Here is a 26,682-nt window from a genome sequence, read left to right as displayed (position 1 = left end):
TAAACATCAGGTCTTTTGTCCCGGCAGGATTTTTTCTCCAAATGCTTCCGTAATTACGCGGCAACAGTTTTTTTTCTGTTGACATGCATTGCCTTGCCGACCTCCAATAGCTTCGCTCAAGAAGTCAGCGCGGATACGACCTCCATTTCACCTCAGGACACTTTACCGGTAGCTGCACAGGACACTACCAATTTCATGAGATTGGACTCCTTAAGTAGACGAAGGATGCTACCTTCTTTTCTTTTGTGGCAAAATCTTAATACCAATCCACTCTATCCAGAACAAAATCCGTACCGACCTAGGTATTCTCCTTTTTATCCTAGCTCTCCTTCTACAGAAAGAGTGCAGGTAGAAGTGGATTCCACATTAAAATATAGGATACAAAATGAGCTGGACAGCGGAGAAGTAGACTCCGGTGTCATTTATGATTTTGATGAATTCTCCAAAATCCAGGAATACAAAGTCCGGCAGGAATACTGGAGAAGTCGGTCAAGAGGCATGGATGGAGACAGCCCGGTGACAGGTAGGGACCTGGTCCTGCCCATGACCAGCACACCACAGTTTGACAGAATCTTTGGCGGAGATGAGATCAACATCGTGCCTACCGGCTTTGTAAATTTGGACCTCGGCGCCATATTCAGGAGAATTGATAATCCTGCCATCCCCATCAGGCAGCAGCAAAATGGGAATTTTAATTTTAATCAGCAGATCCAGATGGCTGTCAATGGCAACCTCGGAGAGAAAATGAGGCTTGGAGCCAATTTTGATTCAAACAACTCCTTTGATTTTCAAAATCAGCTCAAACTGGAATATACAGGGTTCAAGGAGGACATCATCAAATCCATAGAAATCGGAAATGTGAGCATGCCTGTCCAAAACAGCCTTATTCAAGGAGCACAAAACCTTTTTGGTGTCAAGACCCAACTACAATTTGGAAACCTTTTTGTGACCGCAGTGGCTTCTACCCAAAGGGGAAGAAGAGATGAACTGATCATAGAAGGCGGAAGTCAGGGCCGACAGTTCGAAATCCAAGGGTCCAACTATGATGAAAACAGGCATTTTTTCTTGGGACACTTTTTCAGAGACAACTATGAAAGGTGGCTAAGAGGACTTCCCCAGATCCTATCCGGGGTCAACATAACCAGAGTGGAAGTCTACATCATGAACAGAGCCAATAATACTGAGACACTTAGAAATTTTGCTGCTTTCATGGATATGGGGGAAGGCACCAGAATTTTCAGGCCTGATAATCCAAACATAGGAACAGGTATCACTGGAGCACCGGCTGCCAATGGCTCTAATGACCTCTTCCAAAACCTTACTTCCAACTCTGCTTTCCGCCCCTTTGATACCGGTTCATCAGCCATTGAGTCTAACCTGCAACTTACCAGAGGTGTGGACTTTGAACAGGTAAGTGGCGCCAGAAGACTAGCTGATACCGAATTTATTTTTCACAGAGAGTTGGGATATGTATCCTTGACCAGGCGACTTCAGAACGATGAAGTTTTGGCTGTTTCATTTGAATACACTTTCAATGGACAAGTATTTAAAGTCGGAGAACTCTCAGAAGATTATCAAAACAGGCCTGAAAATGAGCTGATCTTTCTCAAAATGCTAAGACCAGCCCGGATCAACATCAATATCCCGACCTGGGACCTGATGATGAAAAACGTTTACAACCTCAATGCCAACCAAATCATGCAGGATGGCTTTCAGCTTCAGGTAATCTATCGGGATGACCGAACAGGCCTTGACAACCCTACCCTACTCGAAGGGCAAAATGTTGCCAATCGCCCACTCATAAGATTAATGGGGCTTGATAACCTCAATCCTCAAAATGACCCGGCCCCGGATGGCAACTTTGACTTTGTCCCGGGAATCACCATTTTCCCAGATCGGGGCCTTTTAGTTTTTCCTGTACTGGAACCATTTGGCCGAACCCTAAGAAACCTGTTTTTACCTAATGAACGGAACCTTGCTGACCGGTATGTCTTTGACACCTTATACCGAACTACACGGGCTGATGCAGAATTGGTCACCAGATATGATAAATTCTTCATTAAAGGGCGGCTTACTGCCGGATCTGCTTCGGAAATACTACTCCCGGGGCTGAATATTTCTCCCGGTTCGGTCATTGTCATGGCAGGTAACATCCCTTTGACCGAAGGTGTAGATTTTACGGTGGATTACAATATCGGAAGGGTAAATATCATCAATGAGAGCATTCTCCAGTCAGGAAAGAGAATCACAATCAGTTTTGAAAAAGCAGATTTGGTTTCTTTTCAAACCCGAAGCTTATTGGGAACCCGGCTGGACTATATGGTTAATGACAAACTCAACGTAGGGGGAACTTTTCTTTATCTTAATGAAAGGCCCAATATCACTAGGATAGCCACAGGATCGGAAACTTTGAGAAACTCCATGTGGGGTCTGGATGCCAATTACAATGATGAGTCCAGATGGCTTACCAAGCTGGCCGATGCCCTCCCATTTACCAATACGAAAGAAAAATCCATCGTACAGTTCAGCGGGGAATTTGCACAGCTACTCCCGGGCACCTCCAACAGGGTAAACGGCGAACAGGCTTCCTACATCGATGATTTCGAAACGGCCATCACGCCATACGGATTGGGGAATGCAGCAGCACAAACCTGGAGTCTTGGTGCTACCCCTAGAACAGATAATGATGATTTTGACTTGAGCGGAATAACCGAAGACCGCTTGGGCAATGCTTATAGAAGAGCTAAGGTCGCTTGGTACAACATTGACAATGTATTTTACAGAGAAAGTGGACCTGGAGTACCTTCCAACATCACCCGTGAAGACAGGCAAAACCACTATGTCCGAAGGGTAATCCCGCAGGAGATTTTTCAATTTAGAGACAGGGACGTAATCATTGTACCTGAGCCCTTATTTGAAATGGCATATTTCCCTCATGAAAGAGGCATGTACAATTACAACCCCAACCTGACTTCAGAGGGTTTTCTTCCAAATCCAAGGCTGAACTATGGAGCTGTTACAAGGGCCATAACTACTGAGGTGGATTTTGACAGAACTAACATTGAATACATTGAATTCTGGTTGCTTGATCCTTTTATTGAAGGTCCAAACGGCCGGGTTTTAGATGGAGTATTCAATGAAAACAATACTACCGGAGGTAAACTGAGGTTCAATCTTGGCGAAGTATCAGAAGATGTAATCAAAGACGGAAGGCATGGTTTTGAGAATGGCTTACCGGCAGATGGAGACCCAAGTGCCACCGCTACCACAGAATGGGGAAGGATTACAAGGCAGCAGTTTTTGATACCTGCATTTGACAATTCACCAGAGGCAAGGGAAAATCAGGACATAGGACTTGATGGCTTGGATAGTGATGAAGAGGTTGAATTTTTCAGGGAGCGCTTTATCAACAGGTTAAATGTGTCTCCAAATGTGCTTCAAGAAATTATAGATGATCCTTCCAATGATGATTTCAAGTATTACTTAGATGAGGAATACGACCAAAACAATGTGAAAATTCTGGAAAGACACAAGAGATTTAATGGAATGGAAGGCAATACCCCCATTACTTCCAACATCAACTTGCCTTTCACCCCATCAGGTTCCAACCTTCCTGACAATGAAGACCTAAACAACGACAATACCATCAATGAACTGGAGGCTTATTATGAGTACGAAATAGACCTACGCCCCAGCGAAATGGAAGTAGGCAGAAACTACATCATAGATAAGGTGACTTCCACACAAAGCGGCGATCAGGTCAACTGGTACTTATTTAGAATTCCGATAAGAACTCCTGACAGGGTTCAGGGAGACATCTCAGGCTTTAAGTCTATAAGGTTCATGAGAACTTATCTGACAGATTTTGAGCAGCCTGTAGTATTGAGAATGGCCAACTTCAGACTGATTGCCAGTCAATGGAGGGTTTTCCAGGAATCCCTGTTCGAAAGAGGCTTTTTTGAAGTGCCCGAGCCTGACAATTCCAACTTAACAGTAGGTGTGGTAAATATTGAAGAAAATAGTCAGGGTTCGCCAACCCAAAGCCCTTACGTGCTTCCTCCGGGAATCACACGGGATAGGGACAACCTAGCCGCTGTAGAAAGACAACTCAACGAACAATCACTAAGGCTTTGTGTAGAAGACCTTCAGGCCAGAGATGCCAGAGCGGTATTTAAAAATGCCAACTCACTGGACTTGGTACAGTTCGAGCGCGTCAAGATGTTTTTCCATGCAGACTCAGAGGATGCTGAAGATGGTGAAATGACGGCCTTTCTACGCATGGGGACCGACTATACCGACAACTACTATGAGATAGAAGTGCCTTTGCTTCTCACTCCTAGGGGTACAAGGGATCCACGGCAGATTTGGCCATTGGAAAACGAAATAGACATTGCCATTGACGAGATCGTCGGTGTAAAAATAGCCAGAGACAATAATCGGGTCCCTCTTAACCTTGCCTTTACTCAAGAAGTAAGGCAATATAAAGTCACGGTGGTCGGACGACCCGAGCTTAGTCTTATCCAAGGAATGATGATAGGAATAAGAAACCCTGGTGAATCAGGTGGAGCTTCCCGATCTATTTGTATCTGGGCAAATGAACTACGGGTAACTGGGTTCAAAGAATCCTCAGGCTGGGCGGCAAATGCTATCCTTAATGCCCAAATAGCAGATGTAGCCACAGTATCCACTTCCATCCGACATAGCTCAGTGGGATTTGGAGGGTTAGAAACCAGGCTATCACAAAGGGCTCTTTTTGCCTCTACACAATATGACGTTTCTGCTAACATCAACGTAGAAAAACTCCTACCTGAAGCCATGAATGTCACCATTCCTATGTATGCGAGTATTGAAAACACCACTGTAAGGCCGGAGTACGATCCATTGAACCCAGACGTTTTATTGTCTCAGGCTTTGGATAAGTTTGCCACCGATGCAGATAGGGAATTTTACAGAAGACAGGTCTTGGATCTATCCAGGCGGAGGAATATTGGCTTTTCAAATGTGCGGAAAAACAGAAATCCTGAAAGGGAATCCGCTCCAAAACCATGGGATATAAGCAATTTCTCTTTTTCCTATGCATACGGCTCGGTGCGACAGAGCAACATAGATACCGAAAGCTATTTGTTTGAATCTTATGTGGGGAACATTGCTTATGTATTCCAGCCAAAGCCGGCAATCCTTGAACCATTCAAAAATGCAGAATGGCTAAGCGGATTCAGGTTACTCAAGGAAACTAACTTCAATTTTTCGCCCACCTCAGTATCTGCAAGGGTAGATGTAGACAGAAGGTTTATGAGAACCCAATATAGAAATGAGTTTTTGACCACTGATGGTGTGGATCCTTTTTACCAAAAGAGCTTTTTCCTCAACCGTAACTATAATGTCAACTGGGACCTGACCAAAAATCTAAGAGTGGACTACAGTGCACGTGTATTGGCTGTTATTGACGAGCCCGAGGGTGCTCGGGATACACAAGAGGCGAGGGATTCCGTAATGGTCAACCTGAGAAACCTAGGCCGGCCTACCAATTTCAACCAGCAGGTAATGTTAAATTACAAACTTCCTTTTGACAAGATAAATGCCTTGGATTGGATTGGAATGGACTACAGGTATGGAGCCAATTACACTTGGATGACAGGAGCAATAGGACAAAGGGATACTTTGGGAAATGTGATCCAAAATACCCGGGACCAAGCCGTCAATGGCAGGATAGACCTTGTCAAATTGTACAATAAAAACGCTAAAATCAGGGCATTGAACGCACCAAAAAGACCAAGTATTCCTGGAAGACCATCTGTCAATGCCGAAGATACTATAGGAACACCTTTTACCAACCGGCTTATTAAATTCGTGACGATGTTTAAAGACATCAATTTCAGAGTGTCCAAAGTAGAAGGCACATTTCTCCCAGGTTATATGGAGAATACCGGACTATTGGGTCTGGACAGAAGCTTTATGAATCCGGGCTTTGGGTTTATTTTGGGTGCACAAGATCCAAGTGTACGGTTTGGCCTTGCCGAACAGGGAATCATGGCTCCGAGCACGGAGCTCACACAGGCCTTCAGGCAGAATCAGGCAATAAATATACAGGTAAATGCTTTGGCAGAACCTTTCAGAGATTTCCGGATAACATTTGAAGCTCGAAAACGGGAAACGGGTGAATTCAGCGAAATATTCCGAAACTCTGAAAGCAACCCTGGGCAATTCACCTCATTAAGCCCCAATAGAATGGGGGGATACAGCATTACCTATTCCATGCTGCGAACGACTTTCGCCCGAGACGACAGGAACAACAATTCTCCTATTTTCAGTCAGTTTGAACAATTCCGCTCTGTGATCCAAGAAAGGCTCAATGCTGCCAATCCAGGCGGGGAATATGCACTAAATGGCCAAGATGTACTTACATTGGCATTCTTATCTGCTTACTCGGGAAGAGACCCAGGAGAAATTGAGCTTAATCCTTTCCCTAAAATCCCCATACCAAACTGGCGTCTGGATTATAAAGGACTTTCACAGGTTCCTGCATTGAGGGAATATTTTGCAAGTATCAACCTGACGCACGGCTATGCTTCTACCTATGAAGTGAGCAATTTTTCCAACTCCCTTTTATACCAGACAGGATTGGAGCTTTTTAATCGCGTCAGAGAGATTCCCGGAGCCACCCTAACCAATGAATTTGGGGAATACATTCCGATCTTTGTGCTGAACCAGGTCATACTTACAGAGCGTTTTTCACCATTGATAGGTATCAACCTTCTCACTAAAGATCGACTCAACATCAACCTGGAATACAATACCGAAAGAAATGTGGGACTTAACTTCTCCAATGCCCAGGTGACCGAGCAAAACAGCAGAGACTTCGGATTTGATCTGGGATACACTAAAGCAGGTGTGAAAGTACCCTTTAAGATACAGGGGAGGCAGGAAGTATTGAAAAATGACCTCCAGCTCAGGCTCAATACCCGGGTCGTGGATACCCGACAGATTCAAAGAAAAATCGATGAGCCTGCCACAGTTACCAATGGCAACCTTAATTTACAAATTCGTCCGACAATAGGATATGTGATTAATCAAAGTTTGAATATCCAGTTTTACTTTGACAGGACAGTCAATGACCCAAGGGTCACGACGGCATTCCGCAGAAGCTCTACCGCCTTTGGTGGACAGCTGAGATTTAATTTATCACAATAGGTTTTTTGATTTGGTTAATCCTTGTATTTTTACCCACCTTAAAAAAAGCTCAATTTATGAATTTGCCTCAAGAACTAAAGTACACCAAAGACCACGAGTGGGTAAAAATTGAAGATGGTGTAGCTACTATCGGAATTACTGAATTTGCACAAAGAGAATTGGGAGACATTGTCTACGTGGAAGTAGAGACAGTGGGTGACACCATAGCTGCAGGTGAAGTTTTCGGTACTGTAGAAGCCGTCAAAACCGTTTCTGATTTATTTATGCCTTTGGAAGGTGAAATACTTGAATTCAACGACGAGTTGGAATCTTCCCCTGAGCTGGTCAACGAATCTCCCTATGAGGAAGGTTGGATGATCAAAGTGAAAATTAGCGGTGATCTCCCTGACGATCTATTGACTGCTGAGGAATACGGAGAACTGATAGGAGCATAATTGAATTTATCAAATCACAGAATATTACCGGCTATCATTTGGCTGATTATAGTTATTATAGCCCTTTTGACACCCGGAAACAACCTGCCCAAAGCACCGAGTTTCCCACATGCTGATAAACTGGTCCACTTTGGCATCTTCTCCATTTTGACCTTCTTATGGTGCAGAGTTGGAACGATTAATGCTGATTATCAGATAAATTGGAGAAAATTATTGACTAATTTGTTAGTATTTACAATAATTTTTCCTATCTTAGTGGAGTATTTACAGAAATACATTCCCAATCGGTCTTTTGAGTACGCCGATATAGTAGCCAATTTATTGGGGGGATTGGCAGGTTTTGTAGCATTTATTATTTTATTCAAGACAAAAAGTAGACTTGTATAAATAAAAATAAATGGCTACAATTGTTATCTCTAAAAAAGTAAAATTTATTAACCTTTATAAAGTACAACCATGGAAGCTAAAAAAACGCCGAAGGCGGATTTGACCAAAAAATCAGGAATGTTCCTGAATCTAGGTCTTCTGATTAGCGTCGGGTTGGTTCTGTTTGCTTTCGAATACAAATCATATGACGATTTGGGCTTGAAAGATTTAGGACAGGTAGCCGATGATTTCGAAGAACTACTGGATATTCCTATCACCGAACAGCCACCACCACCACCGCCACCTGTAGAGCAGCCGGTCATTCAGGAAATCCCTGATGAAGTAGAGATCGAAGAAAAAATCGAAGTAAACTTTGACTTGGATGTGAAAGAAGAAACTGTGATCAAAGAAGTAGTAATCGCTGATGCCCCAGTGGTAGAAAAAGCCGATGAAATCTTTGACGTAGTGGAAAACTCTCCGGAATTCCCAGGGGGTATGGAAGCTTGGAATCAATATTTGAGCAAAAACCTTAAGTACCCAACCCAAGCCAGAAGGATGGGAATTGAAGGTACGGTTTATGTAGTTTTCGTAGTAAATACAGATGGTTCCATTCAGGATGTAGAAATCCTTAGAGGTATCGGAGGTGGATGCGACGAAGAAGCTCTTCGAGTAGTATCCAACGCTCCTAAATGGACTCCTGGCAAACAAAGGGGACGTCCAGTGAGGGTGAGGATGAGACTTCCAATCAGATTCAAACTTGGATAACTTCCAAATTACAATACTTAAAGGGGCTTTTAGCCCCTTTTTTTATGTCTTGAAAAATTTATTTCCCTTGCCTTCCCAATATTTCTTCATTGGGCTCATTCGAAGTATAAGCATACATTTTCAATTGCCCGCTTCAAATCTGGCATACCTGAGACTTTTTCAGCAAGCCCTACTTAGTGAGCCTGGTAAAATCAGAAATCACATATCAATGTCGTTTAGATAAGACTACAAGTTGAATTTAAACTTTTCCAAAGTTGGGTTAAAAGTAAAAACAAACATTGTTTACAAATCTGAACTTTGGAAAAGTTACCCTAAACTAAACGACATTGAATCACATATACAAAAAATCCTGCCTGTCTAAAGACAAGCAGGCTTTTATCATTTATAAAAGAAAACTAGAATGGTTTCTATTTAATGATGCCCAATTCCTTACCTACCTCTATAAAAGCATTGATAGCAGTATCCAAATGATTTCTATCATGTCCGGCAGAAATCTGTACTCTTATTCTTGCCTGCCCCTTTGGCACTACTGGATAATAAAATCCAATCACATAAACTCCTTTTTCCAATAACTTCTCGGCCATTTTTTGGGAAAGCACTGCATCATAGAGCATAATAGGAACAATTGCATGCTCCCCTGGCTTGATATCAAATCCTGCTTCAGTCATTCTAGCTCTAAAATACTTGGTGTTTTCTTCAAGCTTGTCCCTAAGCTCTGTGGTCTCAGATAGCAGGTCAAATACAGCAATAGATGCTCCGGTAATGGAGGGAGCCAAGGTATTTGAAAAAAGGTATGGCCGGGACCTTTGTCTCAACAGCTCAATGATTTCCTTTCTTCCTGAAGTAAACCCACCGGATGCCCCTCCAAGAGCTTTACCTAATGTTCCCGTGATGATATCAATTTTCCCCATCACACCACAATGTTCGTGGACACCTCTTCCTGTCTTGCCCATAAATCCTGTGGAATGGCATTCGTCTGACATTACTACCGCATTGTACTTTTCGGCTAAGGCTACAATCTTATCCAATTGGGCAATAGTACCATCCATAGAAAATACTCCATCTGTCACAATTATCTTTTGCTTCGCACCTTTGGCATCCGCATCTTTTAGCTGTGCTTCAAGATCATACATATCATTATGTTGATATCTAAAGCGCATAGCTTTACAAAGCCTTACTCCATCTATGATTGAGGCATGGTTAAGCGCGTCGGAGATGATAGCATCTTCCGGCCCGAAGATAGGCTCAAACACACCGCCATTGGCATCAAATGCTGCTGCATAAAGTATGGTATCCTCTGTCCCTAAAAACTCGGATATCTTTCTTTCCAATTCTTTATGGATATCCTGCGTACCGCAGATAAACCTGACTGAAGACAACCCAAAACCATGTGAATCGATAGCACTTTTTGCCGCTTCGATAACCTTAGGATGCGAAGAAAGACCCAGGTAATTATTAGCACAAAAATTCAACACTTTCTTACCTCCTGAGATGGTAATTTCTGCTGACTGGGGAGAAGTAATGACCCTTTCCTTCTTAAAAAGACCTGCTTCTTCAATTTCCTTTAACTCTTGCTGTAATTTGGGTTTTAAAGTATCGTACATATTTGTTAGACTGATTTATTATAAAAACACTTGTGGAATATTAATGTTATTCATTCATTGATTTCACTATTTTTGCCCACGCAAACCCAAATATAATCAAAAAAGCTCATGGGCCTTTGGACCCGGGAAGTGTAATTTATCTTATGGAAAGAATTCTTATTATCGGCTCTGCTGGGCAACTTGGTTCAGAATTATCACTGGCTTTGGCGGGGATTTACGGAAATGACAATGTCATCGCATCAGATATCAATCCTGATAACCTTAAGAAATTTGATTTTTGCCGCACTCAGGTGCTGGATGTCATGGATAAGGAAAAAGTCAGAAAGCTGGTCAAAGAAGAAAATGTCAAGCAGATATATCACTTGGCTGCTGTACTTTCTGCAACAGGAGAAAAAAAACCACTCTTTGCCTGGCATCTCAATATGGAGAGCCTCCTGTTCGTATTGGAACTGGCCAAAGAATTCAACATGGACAAAGTCTACTGGCCCTCTTCGATAGCAGTATTTGGGCCCAACACCCCAAAAGTCAATACCCCTCAATATTGTGTAAAAGAGCCCAATACGGTATATGGTATTTCCAAGCAAGCAGGAGAGAGGTGGTGTGAATATTATTTCCAGAAATTTGGGGTGGATGTCCGAAGTCTCAGGTATCCAGGTCTTATCGGTTACAAGTCTCTGCCGGGTGGGGGCACTACTGATTATGCAGTAGACATCTACCATAAAGCCATTGCCGGAGAACATTTTGTTTCTTTCCTTAAGGAAGATTCCTACTTGCCAATGATGTACATGCCTGATGCGATCAAAGCAACCTTAGACCTAATGCATGCCCCTAAGGAAAAAGTAAAAATCAGGTCAAGTTATAATTTGGCGGCCATCAGCTTTTCTCCTAAAGAAATCTACGAAAGCATCAAAAAACATTATCCCGACTTCACCATAAGCTATGAACCTGACTTTAGGCAAGCTATAGCAGATTCCTGGCCGGACAGCATAGATGATAGCAGATCGAGAGAAGACTGGGGCTGGAAGCATGATTACGATTTGGAAAAAATGACGGCGGATATTTTGACCAACCTCCCTGAGTATTTGGTGAATTTCTAAAAATAAAAAAGAGGCGCAGGCCTCTTTTATTCTTTTATCTTCAGCTTATAGAACACGTTGTAATCTCTCTCTACCTCCGGACTGATATTGTCATTGATATAGATTGCTCCTTCTTTATCCAAAAACTCAATATTCCCATTCACAGGGAGTTCATTGATAACACCTATTTGCTGGCCATTCTTCACTAATATGTAATAGGGCTTAACGTATTTTCTGAAGGCTTCTTTATATTCCGGTAAATTGAAATATTGTTCTGACTTTGCTTTAAAAGCTTTAAGTTGATCCTCAGGAATCTTAGTAAAGAATTGCACCAAAGCATATTCTCCTGCATAAAGTAAATTGCTGAAAACAGGATGATTCTCGATTTCATTGGAATCATCCATAGAAATGCTTGGAAATACTTCAGGTCTTTTTGGATGGCTAAGTTCTATGGTTTCTCTTAGTTTGTTTTTATTCCCCATATCATATATAAACAATTGTGATCCAGCTTGGGGCAACAAGGCGTAGGATTCTTTACTGTCATGTAATGCCACAAATGACATCCTATTTCCTACATAACGCTGAGTTACCCTAGGCTCCCATGTGGGAGGAAAAGTCTCCAACAATTCATTTTCTGTAGTTTCCAAATTGTATCTAAAAACCCCACTTACCTCTTCATAGATATTTAAACCATGCACTTTAGGATCCATTTCTTCATTGGTGAAGAAATTGAGCTCTTCACCCAAAACCATGATCTGCCCATTTTCCAAGTAGGGATGAAAAGTAGTCCTACCTCTGTATAAAGTGATCCGGAAAAGATTATCTGTATTGTAAGGTGCTTTGATCATCTGATTTCCTTCTAAATCGTAAACAAAGTAGCCATTGAGAAAACCTTGAGCAACAAACCTTTTATCATCCAAAAACTTATAGCCTTGTGCTCCAGTACTTCCCACTCCATTTGGACCATCATTGGCCAGTTCAAAAGATTGGATAATTTGTCCTTTCAAGTCAGTCAAGAATAGATTTTTATTTTTATCAACTATCAGCGCCTTGCCATACTGCAAGTTAATGTCATTGATATACATGATAGAAAACTCTTCAACAACCAAAGAGTCAAACAATTCCAATTCAATTTCAGCGTGAGGATTGATCGGCAAATCAGTTTTTGCAGAATCACAACCTGACATGAACAATGTTCCACTCAAAAGAAGGGAAAGATAATAAGTATAAAATTTCATATAATAAAAGATTCAGTTGTACTCATTAGTGGAAAAAAGTTGGTTTTATATGACAAAACGGGTCATATTAATTCAAAAAGTACCTCAATAAAAAAATATGGCAGCACCAATAACTGTGATGCTGCCGTAAACCTTTCCTTACATTTTTGCTTCAATTGCCTCTGGATCAAAACCCAAAACCAAATCTCCATTAGGAAATTCTATAATGGGCCTTTTGATCATACTGCTTTTCTTGCTTAAAAGTGCTAAGCCTTCCTTTTCATTTTCCAGACTTGATTTCTCCTCATCTGTCAGCTTCCTGTAAGTCATGCCCTTTTTATTGATCAATTTTTCATAGCCTACTTTTTCGGCGAATTTCACCAAAAGTTCTGCGTCAGGTGCTTCCTTTTTATAGTCAGTAAAATGGTAATCCACTCCCTTCTCTTTCAAAAAATCGAAGGTCTTTTTCATGGTATTACAGTTTTTGATGCCGTATATCCTAAGTTCCATTTTTATGCTTATTTATTGGTGAATCTCTTTTAACGCTACATTATTAGCTTCCAATATCTTGCCAATAAGCTGATCTGAAAGAGCCGTAGAAAGAAATAAACTTTCGAATTGACTGGGAGCAAGATACACCCCCTGACGAAGCATAGATTGAAAATATTTACCAAAGAGAGCAGTATCAGAATGCTTGGCAGATGCAAAGTCCGTAACTTTCGAATTGGTAAAGAACAGGCTATACATACTACCAAGATGGTTCACGGTATAATCCAGTCCCAGTCCTTCAAGGCTGGATCTGATCCCAGCAACAATCTTATCCCCTATTTGATTGAGTTGAGTATATACTTCATCATGTTCATTGAGATAGTTGAGCATGGTAAGTCCGGCTGCCATTGCAATGGGATTACCGGATAATGTTCCGGCTTGATAAACAGGTCCCGCTGGGGAAACAAATTCCATAATCTCCTTTTTGCCTCCATAAGCACCCACCGGCATACCTCCTCCGATTATTTTTCCTAGAGTGGTCATATCAGGAGTGACACCGAACAATTCCTGGGCTCCCCCTTTGGATAGCCTAAAACCAGTCATCACTTCATCAAAGATAAGAACTATCCCCTCTCTGTCACAGATTTTTCTTAATCCTTCAAGATAGCCTTCTTTTGGAATAACTAGCCCCATGTTTCCTGGTACAGGCTCCAATATCAAGGCTGCAATTTCCCCTTTGTTGGCCGTAACCAACTTTTCTATAGCCTCAAGATCATTATATGGGGCCAAAAGTGTGTCCTTAGCTGTGCCTTTGGTCACGCCAGGCGAATCCGGATTTCCCATAGTAACCGCACCTGATCCTGCTGAAATCAAAAAAGAATCACCATGTCCATGGTAATGACCTTCCATCTTGATGAATTTATCTCTTCCCGTAAAACCTCTGGCAACCCTGATGGCAGACATGGTAGCTTCTGTACCGGAATTTACCATCCTTACTTTTTCAACAGAAGGCACCATAGCAACGATCAGTTCTGCAATTTCCACCTCCCTTGCTGTAGGAGCTCCAAAAGAAGTTCCATTTTCCATTGCTTTGATTACAGCCTCCCGGATCATCGGATGATTGTGTCCCAAAATCATGGGACCCCAGCTGTTGATCAGCTCTATATAGGCATTATCATCTTCGTCGTAAATAAAAGCCCCGTCAGCTTTTTTGATAAATATCGGGTCACCTCCTACTGCACGGAAAGCCCTTACAGGAGAATTGACTCCCCCTGGGATATAGTTTTTCGCCTTTTCAAACAAGGATTTACTTTGGGTAATCTGCATGAATTAAATCTTTATATTATATTTTTTGAATTGATCTTTATGATTGGGAAAGGAAAAATCCCTTCTCTGAATTATTTAATCTGATTCTTTGGGTCAAGTGAAACTTAGTCGTTTTAAAAGGTGGTAGACAAATGATGGTGGGACTTAAGTTAAGTCTTCAGTGAAGCAAAATTATTTGATTTCTACCTTTCCTTTTTCCAGTTTTAACACAGGAACAAACTTATTGCTTGAACTGTTTTTGAAATCCAATCCGTAAGTAACCACTCCATCCCAAAATCCCTTTTTGTCCAAATTTGCTCTAAGGTCAAAGCCGTCTTTGCTATTGATAGCGCTACCTATCCACTGAGCAAGTTCATACCCTAAGTGGGTATTGAATGTGGGGTAGGCGGTATAATTACTATAATACTTATCTCTGAATGAAGTCACTCTTTTGTCTCCAAGTCTGAGGGTATTGTTCCCAATAAAGTGGAAGTTTTCTGCCTTTATCATTTCAAAATTGGCAAAATTAAAATACAGCCAGCTGTCCATCACCAGAATCGGTGTGCTGATATTCTGGGATTCCAAAAAACCCAAAGCTGAAGATCCTATATTGGGATCATCTGTCAGAAGGATTACCAGGTCTGCAGAGGAATTATTTTCGCCATTAAGATGTAGGTTTTTGAAAAAATCTATCACTGATCTTCCATTCACATTTTCAGACCTGATGATATCAAAGCCAAACTTCCTCCCCTCTTCTTGGATTTGCTTAGCAAGTGTCTCGTCTCTCAAGGCTGAAGAATATGCCAAGGCAATCTTTTTACCTGGGATATTTTTTCTGGCAAACTCTACCACACCATCGGTGATGGCACTTACTGAAGGACGGAAAAGATATGCATATTGCATTCCCTGCAGTTTGTCATCTACATTGGAAAGTGGATTGATGAAAGGAATTTTACTGGTTTCAGCAAAATTACTCACAATTTCTACTTCCTCAGGGTATATAGGACCAACAATCACATCTGCCTGTCTAAGGAAGGGATCATTGAGTATGCTTTCCACCTTTTCATTGTCACGGGCGGTATCAAAAGTTTTTAAATTTACTTTGACTCCATTTTTTCTCAATTCTTCCACCCCAAGCAGAATCCCCCGATAGAGTTCAAAGACAAAGTTTCCTGAGCCGAGATTTCTTACGCCACTTGCTCCTGAGTAGTTGAAAGGCAACACTAGGGCGATATCCAAAACCTCTCCATTTTTATCAACTAGGGAGCCTATGTCTCCGGAACGGTTAATTTCAGCATACACTTCCCTTTCTTCAGAAGAAAAAATGGTTTTTCTATCCAATTGAGATTTCAAGGCCAGCATGTACCCGGAGTTATCATTGAATTTTTTCACGTTTCCCATCAAAAAGTCAAGGGGTGCGTCCTTCAAAAACTCAAAACTGGCGTTGGCCACCTCCTGCCTGAGCTTAGAATCGCTTATGGAAGATGCAGTTTCCAAGGCTTCTTTGTATTTCTTTTCCTGAAAGTATGACAGTGCCAAGAGGTATTTTGCATCTTCTGATTTGTTCCAAGCTCTTCGCTCTACCAAAGGCTGAAGTGTATTTCTTGTCAATTCAAATTGCCCATTCTGATATGCCGCAAATGCATAGTGATAGCTGGCATAATTGGAAAGCTGGCCAAAGCTGCTTTTATCCAAAAAAGGTTGAAGCAAATCCATAGCATCCTTGTAATTGCCGTAACCAATCAATGTCTTGGCTCTTTTGTATTCACTCAGTTTATCTTGGGCTGAACTGCTCGCAAAAAATGAGACTAAAAAGAGGAGAAGAAGGAAAACTCGTTTCATAAATAATTTTTTCTATTACTAGGGCAAATTCCGTTCCTTAAACAAGGCCTCGAATTTAACCCATTTCTTGCCAAAAGAAAAGAAAAATGCCACCTACAAGAGGTGGCATCGATTCCATTCTTTTAGATATCTTATTCCCATTCTATGGTAGCCGGTGGCTTGGACGATATGTCATAGACTACTCTATTGACGCCCTTTACCCTATTGATGATCTCATTGGACATTTTGCCCAGGAATTCATAGGGCAAATGGATCCAATCCGCTGTCATCCCATCTACAGATCCTACTGCCCTCAGTGCCACAACCCTTTCATAAGTCCGCTCATCTCCCATCACTCCTACAGATTGGATCGGAAGCAATATTGCTCCTGCCTGCCACACTTGGTCATACAATCCGTGATTTTTTAGCCCTTGGATAAAAATGGCATCTACTTCTTGGAGGGTTTTGACTTTTTCTTCCGTGATATCCCCCAAAATCCTGATTGCCAGACCCGGTCCGGGGAAAGGGTGTCTTCCTATGATGGTTTCCGGTATCTCAAGTGCCCGTCCTACTTCTCTCACTTCATCTTTGAAAAGGGTATTGAGAGGCTCCACTACAGAAAGCTTCATAAAATCAGGCAGTCCGCCCACGTTGTGGTGGGACTTGATGGTAGCCGAAGGACCTTTGACTGAGACGGACTCTATGACATCAGGATAAATGGTTCCCTGCCCGAGCCATTTCACACCATCGATCTTATGTGCTTCGTCATCAAAAACTTCTATAAACACCCTGCCTATAGCCTTTCTTTTTGTTTCCGGATCAGAAATCCCCGCCAAGGCTACATAAAAACGCTGTTTGGCATCTACTCCAATTACATTCAGGCCCAAAGTCTTATAAGACTCCAATACTTCTTCATATTCGTTTTTCCTAAGTAACCCATTGTCCACAAAAACGCAAGTAAGGTTTTCGCCAATGGCTCTGTGGATCAAGGTAGCAGCCACTGAGGAATCCACCCCTCCTGAAAGTCCCATTACAACCTTATCTGATCCGATTTTAGCTTTTAGCTCTGCGACCGTATTGTCGATAAACATGTCAGAAGTCCAGTCCTGAGCACATCCACAGATACCCACTACGAAGTTTCTGAGCAAGTTTTTCCCTTCCAAGGAATGGGTTACTTCAGGATGAAACTGTATCCCATATGTCTCTTCATTCTGAATTTTGAAAGCAGCCACCTTCACAGAAGTAGTACTCGCAATCACATCAAAGCCAACGGGCAACGTTTTTATCGTGTCACCATGAGACATCCAGACCTGTGAACCATGAGTCATTTCTTTCAAAAGATCATAATGTAGGTCTATGTGATCAAGATTTGCCCTTCCATATTCTCTTATTTCAGAAGGAAGCACTTCTCCTCCATATTTTTGTGCCAAAAGTTGAGACCCATAACAAACGCCTAATATGGGCAATTTGCCCCTTAATGCATCCAAATCAAGATCTGGAGAGCCTTCATCTCTCACCGAACAGGGACTTCCTGAAAGGATAATCCCTTTAATATCCGGGGTGATTTCAGGAACATTGTTGTAGGGGTGGATTTCGCAATAAACATTAAGTTCCCTTACCCTGCGGGCAATCAACTGTGTGTATTGGGAACCAAAATCTAGGATGAGTATCTGTTCTGCCATGCGCAAAGGTACATAGGCATCCTAAAAGGAAAAAGGATTGCCGAAAAATTCAGAAGATTATTTTGCCTTCCAAATTCAAACTCAATCAATCCTGACCCTAAACGCCTTTCTTGGGTTGAGGATGAGCATCAGCTCAATGTCGCTTTGGGTAAAACCTTACTCAAATAGACTGGGAATAAGTTCGTCAAAAAGACTTGTATACCCCTTAAACCCGCATTGATCGGCTTCTCTAGGACTGAACCAACATGCATCATGGGAAAAATACCAAAAAGCTCTTAATTATCCTCTAAGTTACTGTTTTCCCCTTCAAAAAGTGTTTCCAATGCCACTGCCTGAATTTTTTCTACTTCTTCCAGATACCTTCCAAAAACAGCCGTACTACCATGAGTGAGGTAAACCTTTTCGGCCTCCGAAGCTTTTATGGCAGTGATCAACCCTTCCCAATCAGCATGATCCGACAAAACAAAGCCTGCATCAGCCGCACGCCTTCTTCTGGCACCTCTGACATTCATCCAACCAGAACAAATAGCGGTGCGATACGGGGAAAATTTCTTCATCCAAGGTGTCCCCATTGCGGAAGGTGGAGCGATAATCAAAGCCCCCTGAAATGCTGATTTAGGAATTTCTTGTGTCACTTTTGGGATATCCGGAATTTCCAGTCCACTTTTCAGAAGTGCCTGATTGGTGTTCCAAATGGCTCCATGAGCATATACTGCACCAATGGAATAATCCAAGTTGGCCAAAATCCTCTGGGCCTTGCCCAAGGAGTAGGCAAAGACCACTGAGTTAAACTCTTTTTCTGCATTTATACTCCACCAAAAATTCATGGCTTCAAAAATCTTTTCCTGTGGTTCCCATTTGTATATCGGCAACCCAAAGGTGCATTCCGAAACAAATTCATGGCACTTCACTGGCTCAAATGGTGTACTTAAAGCATCATTTTCTGTTTTGTAATCCCCGCTAATGACTGCTATTTCTCCTTTATACTCCAACCTGACCATAGCAGATCCCGGAATATGTCCTGCTGGATGAAGTGAGATTTTAACTCCATTTTCCAAAAAATGCTTTCCATAATCCACTGTTTCAATAGAAATATCCTCTCCAAGCCGGAGCTTCATCACTTCTTTGGACAAGTGATGCGCTAAGTAATGCTTCATTCCCCAGCGGGAATGGTCTGCATGCGCATGCGTAATAACTGCTTTGTTGACCGGCCTCCATGGATCAATGTACAAGTCGGCTTTGCTACAATACAGGCCTGCAGGTGTCAGTTCTAGCAGCGACATCAGATTTCCTGTAATGGTTTTCCAGGTTTGGGATAGCTTAGCCTTGCCAATTTTTTCCCAAGGTAATAGGTATCCAAACCTGAACAGGTGACGGTGCCTAATTTTTCAAGATCGAGTGAACCATCTGCGTTCAGCCCTTTGTCTTCTACATATACATGCTCAATGCTTCCTACTACCAAAACTGTCTCATTGACTTGAAGAGTAATGGACTCTAACAGACTACAGGCAACTTTTACCGGACTGGATGCTACGAATGGAGCAAAAAAGTTATCAAAGTATACTTCCTTTAATCCCACCGCCTCAAACTCAGATTCTTCGTACCTGGCCGCTGTCTGATGGGCTTCTTTGTAAAATTCCTCTGTGACATGATTTAGAGTAAAAAAACCGGTTTCGAGGATATTTTCCAGTGTGTGCCTCTCTACAGTGTGCGGCCTGAACAAAACTCCTACTGTAGGTGGTGTAGCACCAATATGAAAAACCTGGCTGAAGGGCGAGAGGTTGGTTGTGCCGATTTTATTTTTTGTCCCAATCAGGTTGAGACTTTTGTAACCTGAAAGAGAATTGATCAGGTCTCTTCTAAAAAATGATTCAGCCTCCAAAATGGAGGCTTTGTCAAAATGTCTGATCATATCAATATCGCTTCTTCAATGGAGTTACAATATTTGATATCCAATCGGTCAATGATATTTTCCGGATTGTTTTTCATGATTTGCTCCTTTGCTATCATTACCATTTTTTCGAACCACTTTTCCTCCGGAAGAATCTTTCTATGCTTGGTTATTCCTTGATCAAGCATTTTGTTTTTCCAATGTAAAAAGTACCATTCCATACTTGGCTGATGGAAGGCTCTTAATGACCTTTTATCAAAAATAAACTTTTCATATTTCCCATTCTCTACTATGGAAGTAATTTGATTAAAAGTTTCCTTAAAATCATCAATAGGAATATAATCTGCCAACAATTCACAAATAATCGTACCTTTTTCCAGGTTGGAGTAGACTTTGGCATATCTGGCCTCAAAAAGCATTTCGAAATTATTGGATTCTATTGCATTTGCAGTGGTATTCATGACACGCTATGATAGATTGGTTAATGAAATGAACGGTTTTTGGTGTTCTTACCATTGGAAACTTCCTCTTTAAAGCTCCCTAGATTTTCTTCTAAACGAATCGCATAGTCCAGGGTTGTCTTAATCAGCTCTTGTTGTGACTGAATCTGCTCTTTTAACCTGGACAATTCTTTGTTCATATCAGCCAATTTGGCCTCATATTCTCTTTTCAGGCGCTCTTTCTCAAGCTTCGCCTTTTCCAATTCTTCCTTGAAAATCAAAAATGATTCCGGTGGAGTCCTCATAATAATCGTACTTTAAACTCTTGGGACTATACCCATACTAATACTACACAATTTTGAGTTCAATTGTTTAAGATACAAGCGGAATGTTTTTTTACTTTTTTTCATTTTACCGAAGACATCCCGCCATCCACATGCAATATCTGACCAGTCATCCAAGCTGAATCTGATCCTAATAAGTACATAGCCGCAGAAGCAATGTCTTCAGGCTGACCATATCTTCCTAGAGGATGCCTTTTGTCAGAGGCAGCTTTTTTTTCCTCTGTCCCTAATAATTGAGAAGCCAACGGGGTCTCTGTGAGAGACGGCGCAATGGCATTCACCCTGATTTTATTAGGTGCCCACTCCGCAGCCAATGACCTTGTGAGTCCTTCAATAGCTCCTTTGGCACTTGCTATAGAAGCGTGAAAACCCAAGCCAACTTGTACGGCTACCGTACTGAAAAGAACTACTGATGCTGATTCAGATTTTTTGAGACCTTTCATAGCTGCTTGAAGAACTTTTACTGCTCCTAAAAAATTTACTTCTAAATCATTCTGGAAGTCAGTTAAAGAAAAACGGTGAAATGGCTTAAGGTTTATAGTTCCGGGACAATATACCAAACCATCAATTTGATCAGGAAACTTACCTGAGAAATCATCCTCTGATGTGACATCTATTTTTTGATCTCCTTCCGCACTTCTTGAAAATGAGAACACATTGGCCCCTGCATTTTGAAGATTTTCTACCAAAGCTTTACCTATACCGGAATTCCCTCCTATGACTATTATATTCTTATTTTTCATAACTTTTCTTTAAGTATAAAATCAAATTGGGAGCATAATTGTTTGTCACATTGGGCACTGATTTCTAAAAAAAATCCAAAAAAAGTATGAAGAATCAAACATAAAAAAAGCCAGACTTTTTAGCCTGACTTTCTGTTGGTTTACTTTTCAATTTAATGTTACAAGCTGATATATTTCATAAACTCAGCCTTGGAATTTTCATCAGTTTCAAACTTACCGCTGTAAAAAGAAGTAACCGTACTGCTATTTACATCCTGAATGCCTCTGCTTGACACACACATGTGATGCGCGTCTATCACAACTGCCACGTCTTCTGTGCCTAGAATCTCCTTTAACTCATTACCGATCTGCATAGTCAGCCTTTCCTGAACTTGTGGACGTTTGGCAAAATACTGTACAATTCTATTGATTTTGGAAAGTCCAATTACATTGCCATTTGAAATGTAGGCCACATGAGCTTTGCCATAAATAGGAACGAAATGGTGCTCGCAATTGGAAAAGAAGGTGATATCTTTTTCCACCAACATCTCTTTGTACTTATATTTATTCTCAAAGAGTTTGACGTCTGGTTTATTTTTTGGATCCAATCCGCTAAAAATCTCTTTGATGTACATCTTGGCCACTCTTCTAGGAGTACCTTTCAAGCTATCATCTGAAAGATCCAGACCTAAAACATGCATGATTTCTTTGAAGTGCTTCTCTATCAACTCCATTTTAAGTTCATCATCCATCTCAAAGGCATCCTCTCTTAGTGGAGTATCATGAGAAGTTCCAATATGTTCATCTCCGATTTCGTCTATGTCGTGGGTCAGATTAATTCCCATCGTATTCAACAAAGTTTCTTTCTGTTTCATATAGTCGTATGATTAACTCAAATTTATTATCAATTTTTTCTCTTAGAATATTCCAAATAACCACCGCAATATTTTCCGCAGTAGGGTTGATATTTTTGAATTCTTTGGTATCCAAATTCAGATTTTTATGATCAAATCTATTCAAAACGTTGTCTTTGATCAGATCGCTGAGGATTTTCATGTCATAAACATATCCTGTATCTGCATCTACCGGCCCTATCAATTTGACAATCAATTCATAATTGTGTCCATGATAATTCGGGTTATTGCATTTTCCAAAAACTTGCTTGTTTTTTTCGTCAGACCAAGAAGGGTTGTGTAATCTATGGGCGGCATTAAAATGCTCTTTTCTATATACTGCTACTTTCATTATCTAACAAACCCTAAGAAAGGATTTTTTGTTTAATTTTTATATTTTTTCTTTAAACAAAATCAATGATCAACTGATTTTGAACACACAACACATCAGAATAATTTATCGACAATTCAGACTGCATAACATGAATTGTTTCTCAAACAGTTCCAATTTAAATATTGGCCAAATCCTTCCATTTAAACCCAAAATTCTTGCCTTCCTAACGATTTGATTTGCAATTCCTTAATCAGAAAGCTTTATTTGAGGTCAAAGTAAAAAAACTTTATGCGGATCACCCTAATTCTGTTTTGTTTTTTCCTAAACCTTTATCATAATAACACTTTATCAATTAGCGTTGAGGAAGAGTTGTCAAGCAGCAATAACTCAGGTTACCTAGATCTGCTAATCTCCAAAAATACAGCCAAAGACACAGCTTTACCACAGTTAAGCGCACTTCAGCTTGCTTTTGAAGGGTATCAAGCCATGATCTCAAGTGAAATAATAAGTAAGAATGCTCCTTTGACTATAATCGACTATTCTCTTCCTTCTACACAAAAAAGATTGTGGGTCATTGCTCCTGCCTCAGGTGAAATAATATTTCATGAATATGTAAGTCATGGAAAAAACTCAGGTGATCTACATGCAGAAAAGTTTTCAAATGCCCCCTCTTCATTTCAAAGCAGCTTAGGTTTTTTTGTCACTGCAGAGACTTATCAAGGCAAACATGGCTATTCCCTTCGTCTGGATGGTATAGAGCTTGGGATTAACGATAAAGCGAGGGAGAGAGCTATTGTGGTCCATGGTGCAACTTATGCCAATGCTGATTTTATCGAAAAAACAGGACGTCTGGGAAGAAGCCTAGGATGTCCCGCCCTTCCAACTGACAGTTCAACAAAATTTATAGATTTGGTAAAAGAAAAATCATGCCTTTTCATCTTTGCCAATGATCCTGAATACCCTGCTGCTTCCAAGATTTTGAAAGGTTAATTTTTTCTTGGCTGCTTTAGTGCTACAAAAATTTCATTGTCTCTGGAATAAATATCTCTACGGTAAAAAAGCTTTCCTTTTGAATCAGACCAATACGTCAGATACAGAATGACTACGGGAATCTTCCTGTTGAGCATTACCGTCCTTTCCCTATCCTGCTTCATGGCAATCCGAATCTGGTCATCCGTCCATTGGGAATCATAAGAAAGGAGCACTTTGGCAAGTTCAAAAGGTTTTTGAATTCTGATACAACCATGACTCAAAGCCCTGTCTTCTCTTACAAAGAGGCTTCTGGAAGGAGTGTCGTGAATGTATACGCTGTACTTATTGGGAAACATAAATTTCACCAATCCCAATGAATTTTGCTCTCCAGGTTCCTGCCTTACTGTGTAAGGAAACTCTCGGGGATTTACCTTACTCCAATCTATTGATGATGGGTCCACCTCCCTGCCTGTGGAAGTCAATAATTTCATATTTTTCTTCCTGAAATATTCCGGATCTTTTTTGGCTGCAGGTATGATTTCCCCTCGGGTGATGGATACAGGTACAGTCCAAGTAGGGCTGAAAACAATGTAAGACATCTCCGCACTGAACTGTGGAGTGGAATGATAAGTCTTTCCTACAATGACCCTAGAAGTCAGTAAAGTGTCTCTACTCTGAATGTAGTCCAGCTGGAAATTGGCTGTATTCACCAAGATCAACTCCCTATCTTTGATATCATCAGGAAGCCACCTTAGCCTTTCAAGATTGACAGAAGCTTGGGCTATCAGGTCTGAAGGGCTTTGATTAAGTGCATGAAGAGTACCCTGACCGATCACTCCATCCGGTTCCATTCCATGGCGAACCTGAAGCTGTTTGATACCATTTTCGGTGAGCTGATCATAAACCTTTTCTTCTGATTCAAAATCATCCAAAAAACCCCAAAAATGGAGTCTCTTTCTGATTTCTGGCAAGGAATTGTGACTTTCACCTAACTTGATGGATTTATCGGCCTTTATGCTTTTCCATTTTCCGAGTTTAGACTGTAAAAATTTAGCCTCATAGTCAAACATATGCCTCAAACCGTCCCGCATTTTTTTGTAAATAGAAAAAGAAGGGTAAAAAGATTCAATTGTTTTCCTCAGTCCACCATCCTGCAAAGCCTCCTGTAACCTGACGTCAAACTCAAGCTCAGGCATATTTCTCTGAATATTCCAAACCGTCTTAAGGGCTTCGGGGTCTACCTTCCCCATACTCAAATGTGATGCAAGCATCATAAATGCATCAGAAAGCAGGACATCAGCTCCAGCCAACAAAATCGAATCCGGTTGATTCCCCAATTTTTGGTCATTCTCCAGTCGACTAAAAAGCTCATTGATCGCTTCCAAATGGTAGTCTTCTGGCTGAAGACCATCAAATTTGGCCTGATGGATTTCGTAGCGCATTTCATAGGCTATTTCCAAAAGTTTACCCCCACTGCTCCAAGCAGCATTAAATTCTCTAAGCGTATAGAACCTATTAAGTACAACGGAACTGAAGAGTTTTTGTCCTCTTACTAGTCTGACCTGCTCAGGATGATCCTTTTCTATCAGACTACGGATCAATTCGGGCAACTCAGTCGGAACTTCATTTGCGTAGCATAAAGAATTACAAAAAATGAATATGGTAATAAAAAGAATTTTAGAACATCTGGCCATTGGATCATGCTGAATTACCTCAACATATTACAAGTATCCTACTAGATTTCAAAGTCTCTGTAATTATTATTCGTTGTCCAGAAATCCATTAACATAGCCAAAAAATCATTCATTCTATGCAATGGAACCATATTAGGCCCATCACTTAGCGCATTAGCAGGTTCTGGATGGGTTTCTATAAAAAAGCCATCCACTCCGGCAGCTGCGGCAGCTCTGGCCAAAAAAGGAATCATTTTTCTATCTCCTCCACTGCTCCCTCCTTGAGCACCTGGACGCTGCACACTATGGGTCACATCAAAAACTACCGGGCAGAAGTCCCTCATAGTTGCAAGATTTCTCATATCAACCACCAATTCATGGTAGCCAAAGCTATTCCCTCTTTCTGTCAAAATCACTTTTTCATTGCCGGTGGATTTCACCTTATCCACAGCATACTTCATGTCAGAAGCCGCCATAAACTGGCCTTTTTTGATTTTCACTGCTTTACCTGATTTACCGGCTTCAAGCAACAGATCTGTTTGGCGGCATAGGAATGCCGGGATCTGAATCACGTCTACTACCTTGGAAGCTTCCTCCACTTGATGGGTTTCATGGACATCTGTTACTATCGGAACTCCTATCTCATTCTTCACTCTGGAAAGAATTTCCAGTCCCTTTTCCCAGCCCAAGCTACGGAAAGAACCAACAGAAGTCCTATTGGCTTTGTCCAAAGAGGCTTTGAAAACATAGTGCATTCCCTGTTTATCACAAATGGCCTTTAGCTTGCCTGCTACATCTATACAAAGTTCTTCATTTTCGATGACACATGGCCCTGAAAAAATCACTGGTAAACCTGCACCGATTTTAATTTCTTGAGATATGTCCACTGATTGAGAAAATCTATCGAGGTTCATTTATCGGCATATTTATCTATGACCATTTGGAGTAAGCCCTTGGATTCCAAAATCAGATCTCCTACTTCCCTGAATACACCATGCCCCCCCTGCTTGGAAGACACAAAATCAACTTCATTCTTGACGTAATCAAAAGTATCAGCCGGACAAATCGAAAAACCCACTTTTTTGAGCAATGGTAAATCTATTAGGTCGTCTCCTATGTAAGCTACTTCATCATAGGATATTTCCAGAACTTCTAAGATCTCCCTGAGTTTTTTATCCTTGTCCCATATCCCATGATAGTGAAAGTCAAATTTCAATTCTTCAAACCTATCTTCCACAACTTTGGATTTTCTGCCGCTAATTGCTCCTACCAAAATCCCATTTTTTTTCAATGGGTGAACCACAAAACCATCTTTGGCATTGAATCTCTTGTACTCCATTCCCGAATTGTCATAAATGATTCCGCTGTCAGTCAGCACTCCATCTACATCGGTCACCAGGAGCTTGATCTTCTCTGCCTTTTCTTTTATTTCAGGATTTAGGCCTGTAAAATATTCCAACATC

General features: G+C 41.1%; 22 protein-coding genes. 6 read left to right on the top strand and 16 right to left on the bottom strand.

Annotated elements, in window-relative coordinates:
* Positions 1-15 precede the first annotated feature (15 nt).
* From sov to EGN73_RS19120, 4 genes are all read left to right on the top strand, one after another.
* Entirely contained in the window at positions 16-7,191 is a 7,176-nt protein-coding gene (gene sov / locus EGN73_RS19135; protein WP_484793080.1) for a T9SS outer membrane translocon Sov/SprA, read from the top strand.
* A gap of 56 nt (positions 7,192-7,247) precedes the next feature.
* Positions 7,248-7,625, top strand: coding sequence for a glycine cleavage system protein GcvH (gcvH, locus tag EGN73_RS19130; RefSeq protein ID WP_219293347.1), 378 nt, complete (start codon positions 7,248-7,250; stop codon positions 7,623-7,625).
* Positions 7,626-8,012, top strand: a complete 387-nt coding sequence (locus EGN73_RS19125; protein WP_343207144.1) for a VanZ family protein — start codon at positions 7,626-7,628, stop codon at positions 8,010-8,012.
* Positions 8,013-8,081: 69 nt separating this feature from the next.
* Complete coding sequence (locus EGN73_RS19120) at positions 8,082-8,756, top strand: energy transducer TonB (protein ID WP_219293345.1); 675 nt, start codon at positions 8,082-8,084, stop codon at positions 8,754-8,756.
* 407 nt (positions 8,757-9,163) lie between these two features.
* Here EGN73_RS19120 and kbl read toward each other — a convergent pair whose 3' ends face one another.
* The gene (kbl, locus tag EGN73_RS19115) at positions 9,164-10,360 is read right to left on the bottom strand and encodes a glycine C-acetyltransferase (RefSeq protein ID WP_219293343.1); all 1,197 of its coding nucleotides are present in this window, start codon (positions 10,358-10,360) and stop codon (positions 9,164-9,166) included.
* Between the two features lie 143 nt (positions 10,361-10,503).
* Here kbl and EGN73_RS19110 point away from each other — a divergent pair, with 143 nt between their 5' ends.
* Positions 10,504-11,457 (top strand): NAD-dependent epimerase/dehydratase family protein, encoded by a 954-nt coding sequence (locus EGN73_RS19110; protein WP_219293341.1) that lies wholly within the window; start codon positions 10,504-10,506, stop codon positions 11,455-11,457.
* Positions 11,458-11,483: 26 nt separating this feature from the next.
* Here EGN73_RS19110 and EGN73_RS19105 read toward each other — a convergent pair whose 3' ends face one another.
* From EGN73_RS19105 to EGN73_RS19050, 12 genes are all read right to left on the bottom strand, one after another.
* The gene (locus EGN73_RS19105; RefSeq protein ID WP_219293339.1) at positions 11,484-12,674 is read right to left on the bottom strand and encodes a hypothetical protein; all 1,191 of its coding nucleotides are present in this window, start codon (positions 12,672-12,674) and stop codon (positions 11,484-11,486) included.
* A gap of 138 nt (positions 12,675-12,812) precedes the next feature.
* Positions 12,813-13,163 carry a Spx/MgsR family RNA polymerase-binding regulatory protein gene (locus EGN73_RS19100; RefSeq protein WP_219293337.1) on the bottom strand — a complete coding sequence of 117 codons (351 nt, stop codon included), beginning with the start codon at positions 13,161-13,163 and terminating at the stop codon, positions 12,813-12,815.
* 12 nt (positions 13,164-13,175) lie between these two features.
* Positions 13,176-14,468: a glutamate-1-semialdehyde 2,1-aminomutase gene (gene hemL / locus EGN73_RS19095; RefSeq protein WP_219293335.1), complete on the bottom strand. Its 1,293-nt coding sequence runs from the start codon at positions 14,466-14,468 to the stop codon at positions 13,176-13,178.
* 171 nt (positions 14,469-14,639) lie between these two features.
* Positions 14,640-16,289 (bottom strand): ABC transporter substrate-binding protein, encoded by a 1,650-nt coding sequence (locus EGN73_RS19090; RefSeq protein WP_219293333.1) that lies wholly within the window; start codon positions 16,287-16,289, stop codon positions 14,640-14,642.
* Positions 16,290-16,420: 131 nt separating this feature from the next.
* On the bottom strand, positions 16,421-17,950 hold the full coding sequence (gene guaA / locus EGN73_RS19085) for a glutamine-hydrolyzing GMP synthase (RefSeq protein WP_219293332.1): 1,530 nt from the start codon (positions 17,948-17,950) through the stop codon (positions 16,421-16,423).
* Between the two features lie 275 nt (positions 17,951-18,225).
* Positions 18,226-19,233, bottom strand: coding sequence for a ligase-associated DNA damage response exonuclease (locus EGN73_RS19080; RefSeq protein ID WP_219293331.1), 1,008 nt, complete (start codon positions 19,231-19,233; stop codon positions 18,226-18,228).
* Complete coding sequence (locus EGN73_RS19075; protein WP_219293330.1) at positions 19,233-19,862, bottom strand: flavin reductase family protein; 630 nt, start codon at positions 19,860-19,862, stop codon at positions 19,233-19,235. The genes EGN73_RS19080 and EGN73_RS19075 overlap by 1 nt, the downstream gene beginning before the upstream one ends.
* Positions 19,859-20,302 (bottom strand): hypothetical protein, encoded by a 444-nt coding sequence (locus EGN73_RS19070; RefSeq protein ID WP_219293329.1) that lies wholly within the window; start codon positions 20,300-20,302, stop codon positions 19,859-19,861. Before EGN73_RS19070 ends, EGN73_RS19075 begins: the two co-directional genes overlap by 4 nt.
* A gap of 20 nt (positions 20,303-20,322) precedes the next feature.
* Positions 20,323-20,586 carry a hypothetical protein gene (locus tag EGN73_RS19065; protein WP_219293328.1) on the bottom strand — a complete coding sequence of 88 codons (264 nt, stop codon included), beginning with the start codon at positions 20,584-20,586 and terminating at the stop codon, positions 20,323-20,325.
* 101 nt (positions 20,587-20,687) lie between these two features.
* On the bottom strand, positions 20,688-21,368 hold the full coding sequence (locus EGN73_RS19060) for an SDR family NAD(P)-dependent oxidoreductase (RefSeq protein ID WP_219293327.1): 681 nt from the start codon (positions 21,366-21,368) through the stop codon (positions 20,688-20,690).
* A 158-nt stretch (positions 21,369-21,526) separates the two neighbouring features.
* Positions 21,527-22,222, bottom strand: a complete 696-nt coding sequence (folE, locus tag EGN73_RS19055; protein WP_219293326.1) for a GTP cyclohydrolase I FolE — start codon at positions 22,220-22,222, stop codon at positions 21,527-21,529.
* Positions 22,182-22,592, bottom strand: coding sequence for a 6-pyruvoyl trahydropterin synthase family protein (locus tag EGN73_RS19050; RefSeq protein WP_219293325.1), 411 nt, complete (start codon positions 22,590-22,592; stop codon positions 22,182-22,184). Before EGN73_RS19050 ends, folE begins: the two co-directional genes overlap by 41 nt.
* A 270-nt stretch (positions 22,593-22,862) precedes the next feature.
* On the opposite strand from EGN73_RS19050, the gene EGN73_RS19045 reads away from it, so the two are divergent.
* On the top strand, positions 22,863-23,564 hold the full coding sequence (locus EGN73_RS19045; RefSeq protein ID WP_219293323.1) for a murein L,D-transpeptidase catalytic domain family protein: 702 nt from the start codon (positions 22,863-22,865) through the stop codon (positions 23,562-23,564).
* Here EGN73_RS19045 and EGN73_RS19040 read toward each other — a convergent pair.
* From EGN73_RS19040 to EGN73_RS19030, 3 genes are all read right to left on the bottom strand, one after another.
* Positions 23,561-25,156 (bottom strand): L,D-transpeptidase family protein, encoded by a 1,596-nt coding sequence (locus EGN73_RS19040; protein WP_246611669.1) that lies wholly within the window; start codon positions 25,154-25,156, stop codon positions 23,561-23,563. The two genes, EGN73_RS19045 and EGN73_RS19040, sit on opposite strands and share 4 nt — an antisense overlap.
* 125 nt (positions 25,157-25,281) lie before the next feature.
* Positions 25,282-26,133: a 3-deoxy-8-phosphooctulonate synthase gene (kdsA, locus tag EGN73_RS19035; RefSeq protein ID WP_219293319.1), complete on the bottom strand. Its 852-nt coding sequence runs from the start codon at positions 26,131-26,133 to the stop codon at positions 25,282-25,284.
* On the bottom strand, positions 26,130-26,681 hold the full coding sequence (locus tag EGN73_RS19030) for a KdsC family phosphatase (protein ID WP_219293317.1): 552 nt from the start codon (positions 26,679-26,681) through the stop codon (positions 26,130-26,132). The genes kdsA and EGN73_RS19030 overlap by 4 nt, the downstream gene beginning before the upstream one ends.
* Position 26,682 lies beyond the last annotated feature (1 nt).

Source organism: Arthrospiribacter ruber (assembly GCF_019343195.1).
Taxonomy (GTDB): Bacteria; Bacteroidota; Bacteroidia; order Cytophagales; family Cyclobacteriaceae; genus Arthrospiribacter; species Arthrospiribacter ruber.
Note: the sequence above shows the minus strand (reverse complement) of the source record. Positions and strands in the feature narration are given on the sequence as shown.

What these genes read in the sequence shown, in the direction of transcription:
- gcvH (WP_219293347.1), top strand. Translation starts at nt 7,248, where the DNA reads ATGAATTTGCCTCAAGAACTAAAGTACACCAAAGACCACGAGTGGGTA.
- EGN73_RS19120 (WP_219293345.1), top strand. Translation starts at nt 8,082, where the DNA reads ATGGAAGCTAAAAAAACGCCGAAGGCGGATTTGACCAAAAAATCAGGA.
- kbl (WP_219293343.1), bottom strand. Translation starts at nt 10,360, where the DNA reads ATGTACGATACTTTAAAACCCAAATTACAGCAAGAGTTAAAGGAAATT.
- EGN73_RS19110 (WP_219293341.1), top strand. Translation starts at nt 10,504, where the DNA reads ATGGAAAGAATTCTTATTATCGGCTCTGCTGGGCAACTTGGTTCAGAA.
- EGN73_RS19105 (WP_219293339.1), bottom strand. Translation starts at nt 12,674, where the DNA reads ATGAAATTTTATACTTATTATCTTTCCCTTCTTTTGAGTGGAACATTG.
- EGN73_RS19100 (WP_219293337.1), bottom strand. Translation starts at nt 13,163, where the DNA reads ATGGAACTTAGGATATACGGCATCAAAAACTGTAATACCATGAAAAAG.
- hemL (WP_219293335.1), bottom strand. Translation starts at nt 14,468, where the DNA reads ATGCAGATTACCCAAAGTAAATCCTTGTTTGAAAAGGCGAAAAACTAT.
- EGN73_RS19090 (WP_219293333.1), bottom strand. Translation starts at nt 16,289, where the DNA reads ATGAAACGAGTTTTCCTTCTTCTCCTCTTTTTAGTCTCATTTTTTGCG.
- guaA (WP_219293332.1), bottom strand. Translation starts at nt 17,950, where the DNA reads ATGGCAGAACAGATACTCATCCTAGATTTTGGTTCCCAATACACACAG.
- EGN73_RS19080 (WP_219293331.1), bottom strand. Translation starts at nt 19,233, where the DNA reads ATGTCGCTGCTAGAACTGACACCTGCAGGCCTGTATTGTAGCAAAGCC.
- EGN73_RS19075 (WP_219293330.1), bottom strand. Translation starts at nt 19,862, where the DNA reads ATGATCAGACATTTTGACAAAGCCTCCATTTTGGAGGCTGAATCATTT.
- EGN73_RS19070 (WP_219293329.1), bottom strand. Translation starts at nt 20,302, where the DNA reads ATGAATACCACTGCAAATGCAATAGAATCCAATAATTTCGAAATGCTT.
- EGN73_RS19065 (WP_219293328.1), bottom strand. Translation starts at nt 20,586, where the DNA reads ATGAGGACTCCACCGGAATCATTTTTGATTTTCAAGGAAGAATTGGAA.
- EGN73_RS19060 (WP_219293327.1), bottom strand. Translation starts at nt 21,368, where the DNA reads ATGAAAAATAAGAATATAATAGTCATAGGAGGGAATTCCGGTATAGGT.
- folE (WP_219293326.1), bottom strand. Translation starts at nt 22,222, where the DNA reads ATGAAACAGAAAGAAACTTTGTTGAATACGATGGGAATTAATCTGACC.
- EGN73_RS19050 (WP_219293325.1), bottom strand. Translation starts at nt 22,592, where the DNA reads ATGAAAGTAGCAGTATATAGAAAAGAGCATTTTAATGCCGCCCATAGA.
- EGN73_RS19045 (WP_219293323.1), top strand. Translation starts at nt 22,863, where the DNA reads ATGCGGATCACCCTAATTCTGTTTTGTTTTTTCCTAAACCTTTATCAT.
- kdsA (WP_219293319.1), bottom strand. Translation starts at nt 26,133, where the DNA reads ATGAACCTCGATAGATTTTCTCAATCAGTGGACATATCTCAAGAAATT.
- EGN73_RS19030 (WP_219293317.1), bottom strand. Translation starts at nt 26,681, where the DNA reads ATGTTGGAATATTTTACAGGCCTAAATCCTGAAATAAAAGAAAAGGCA.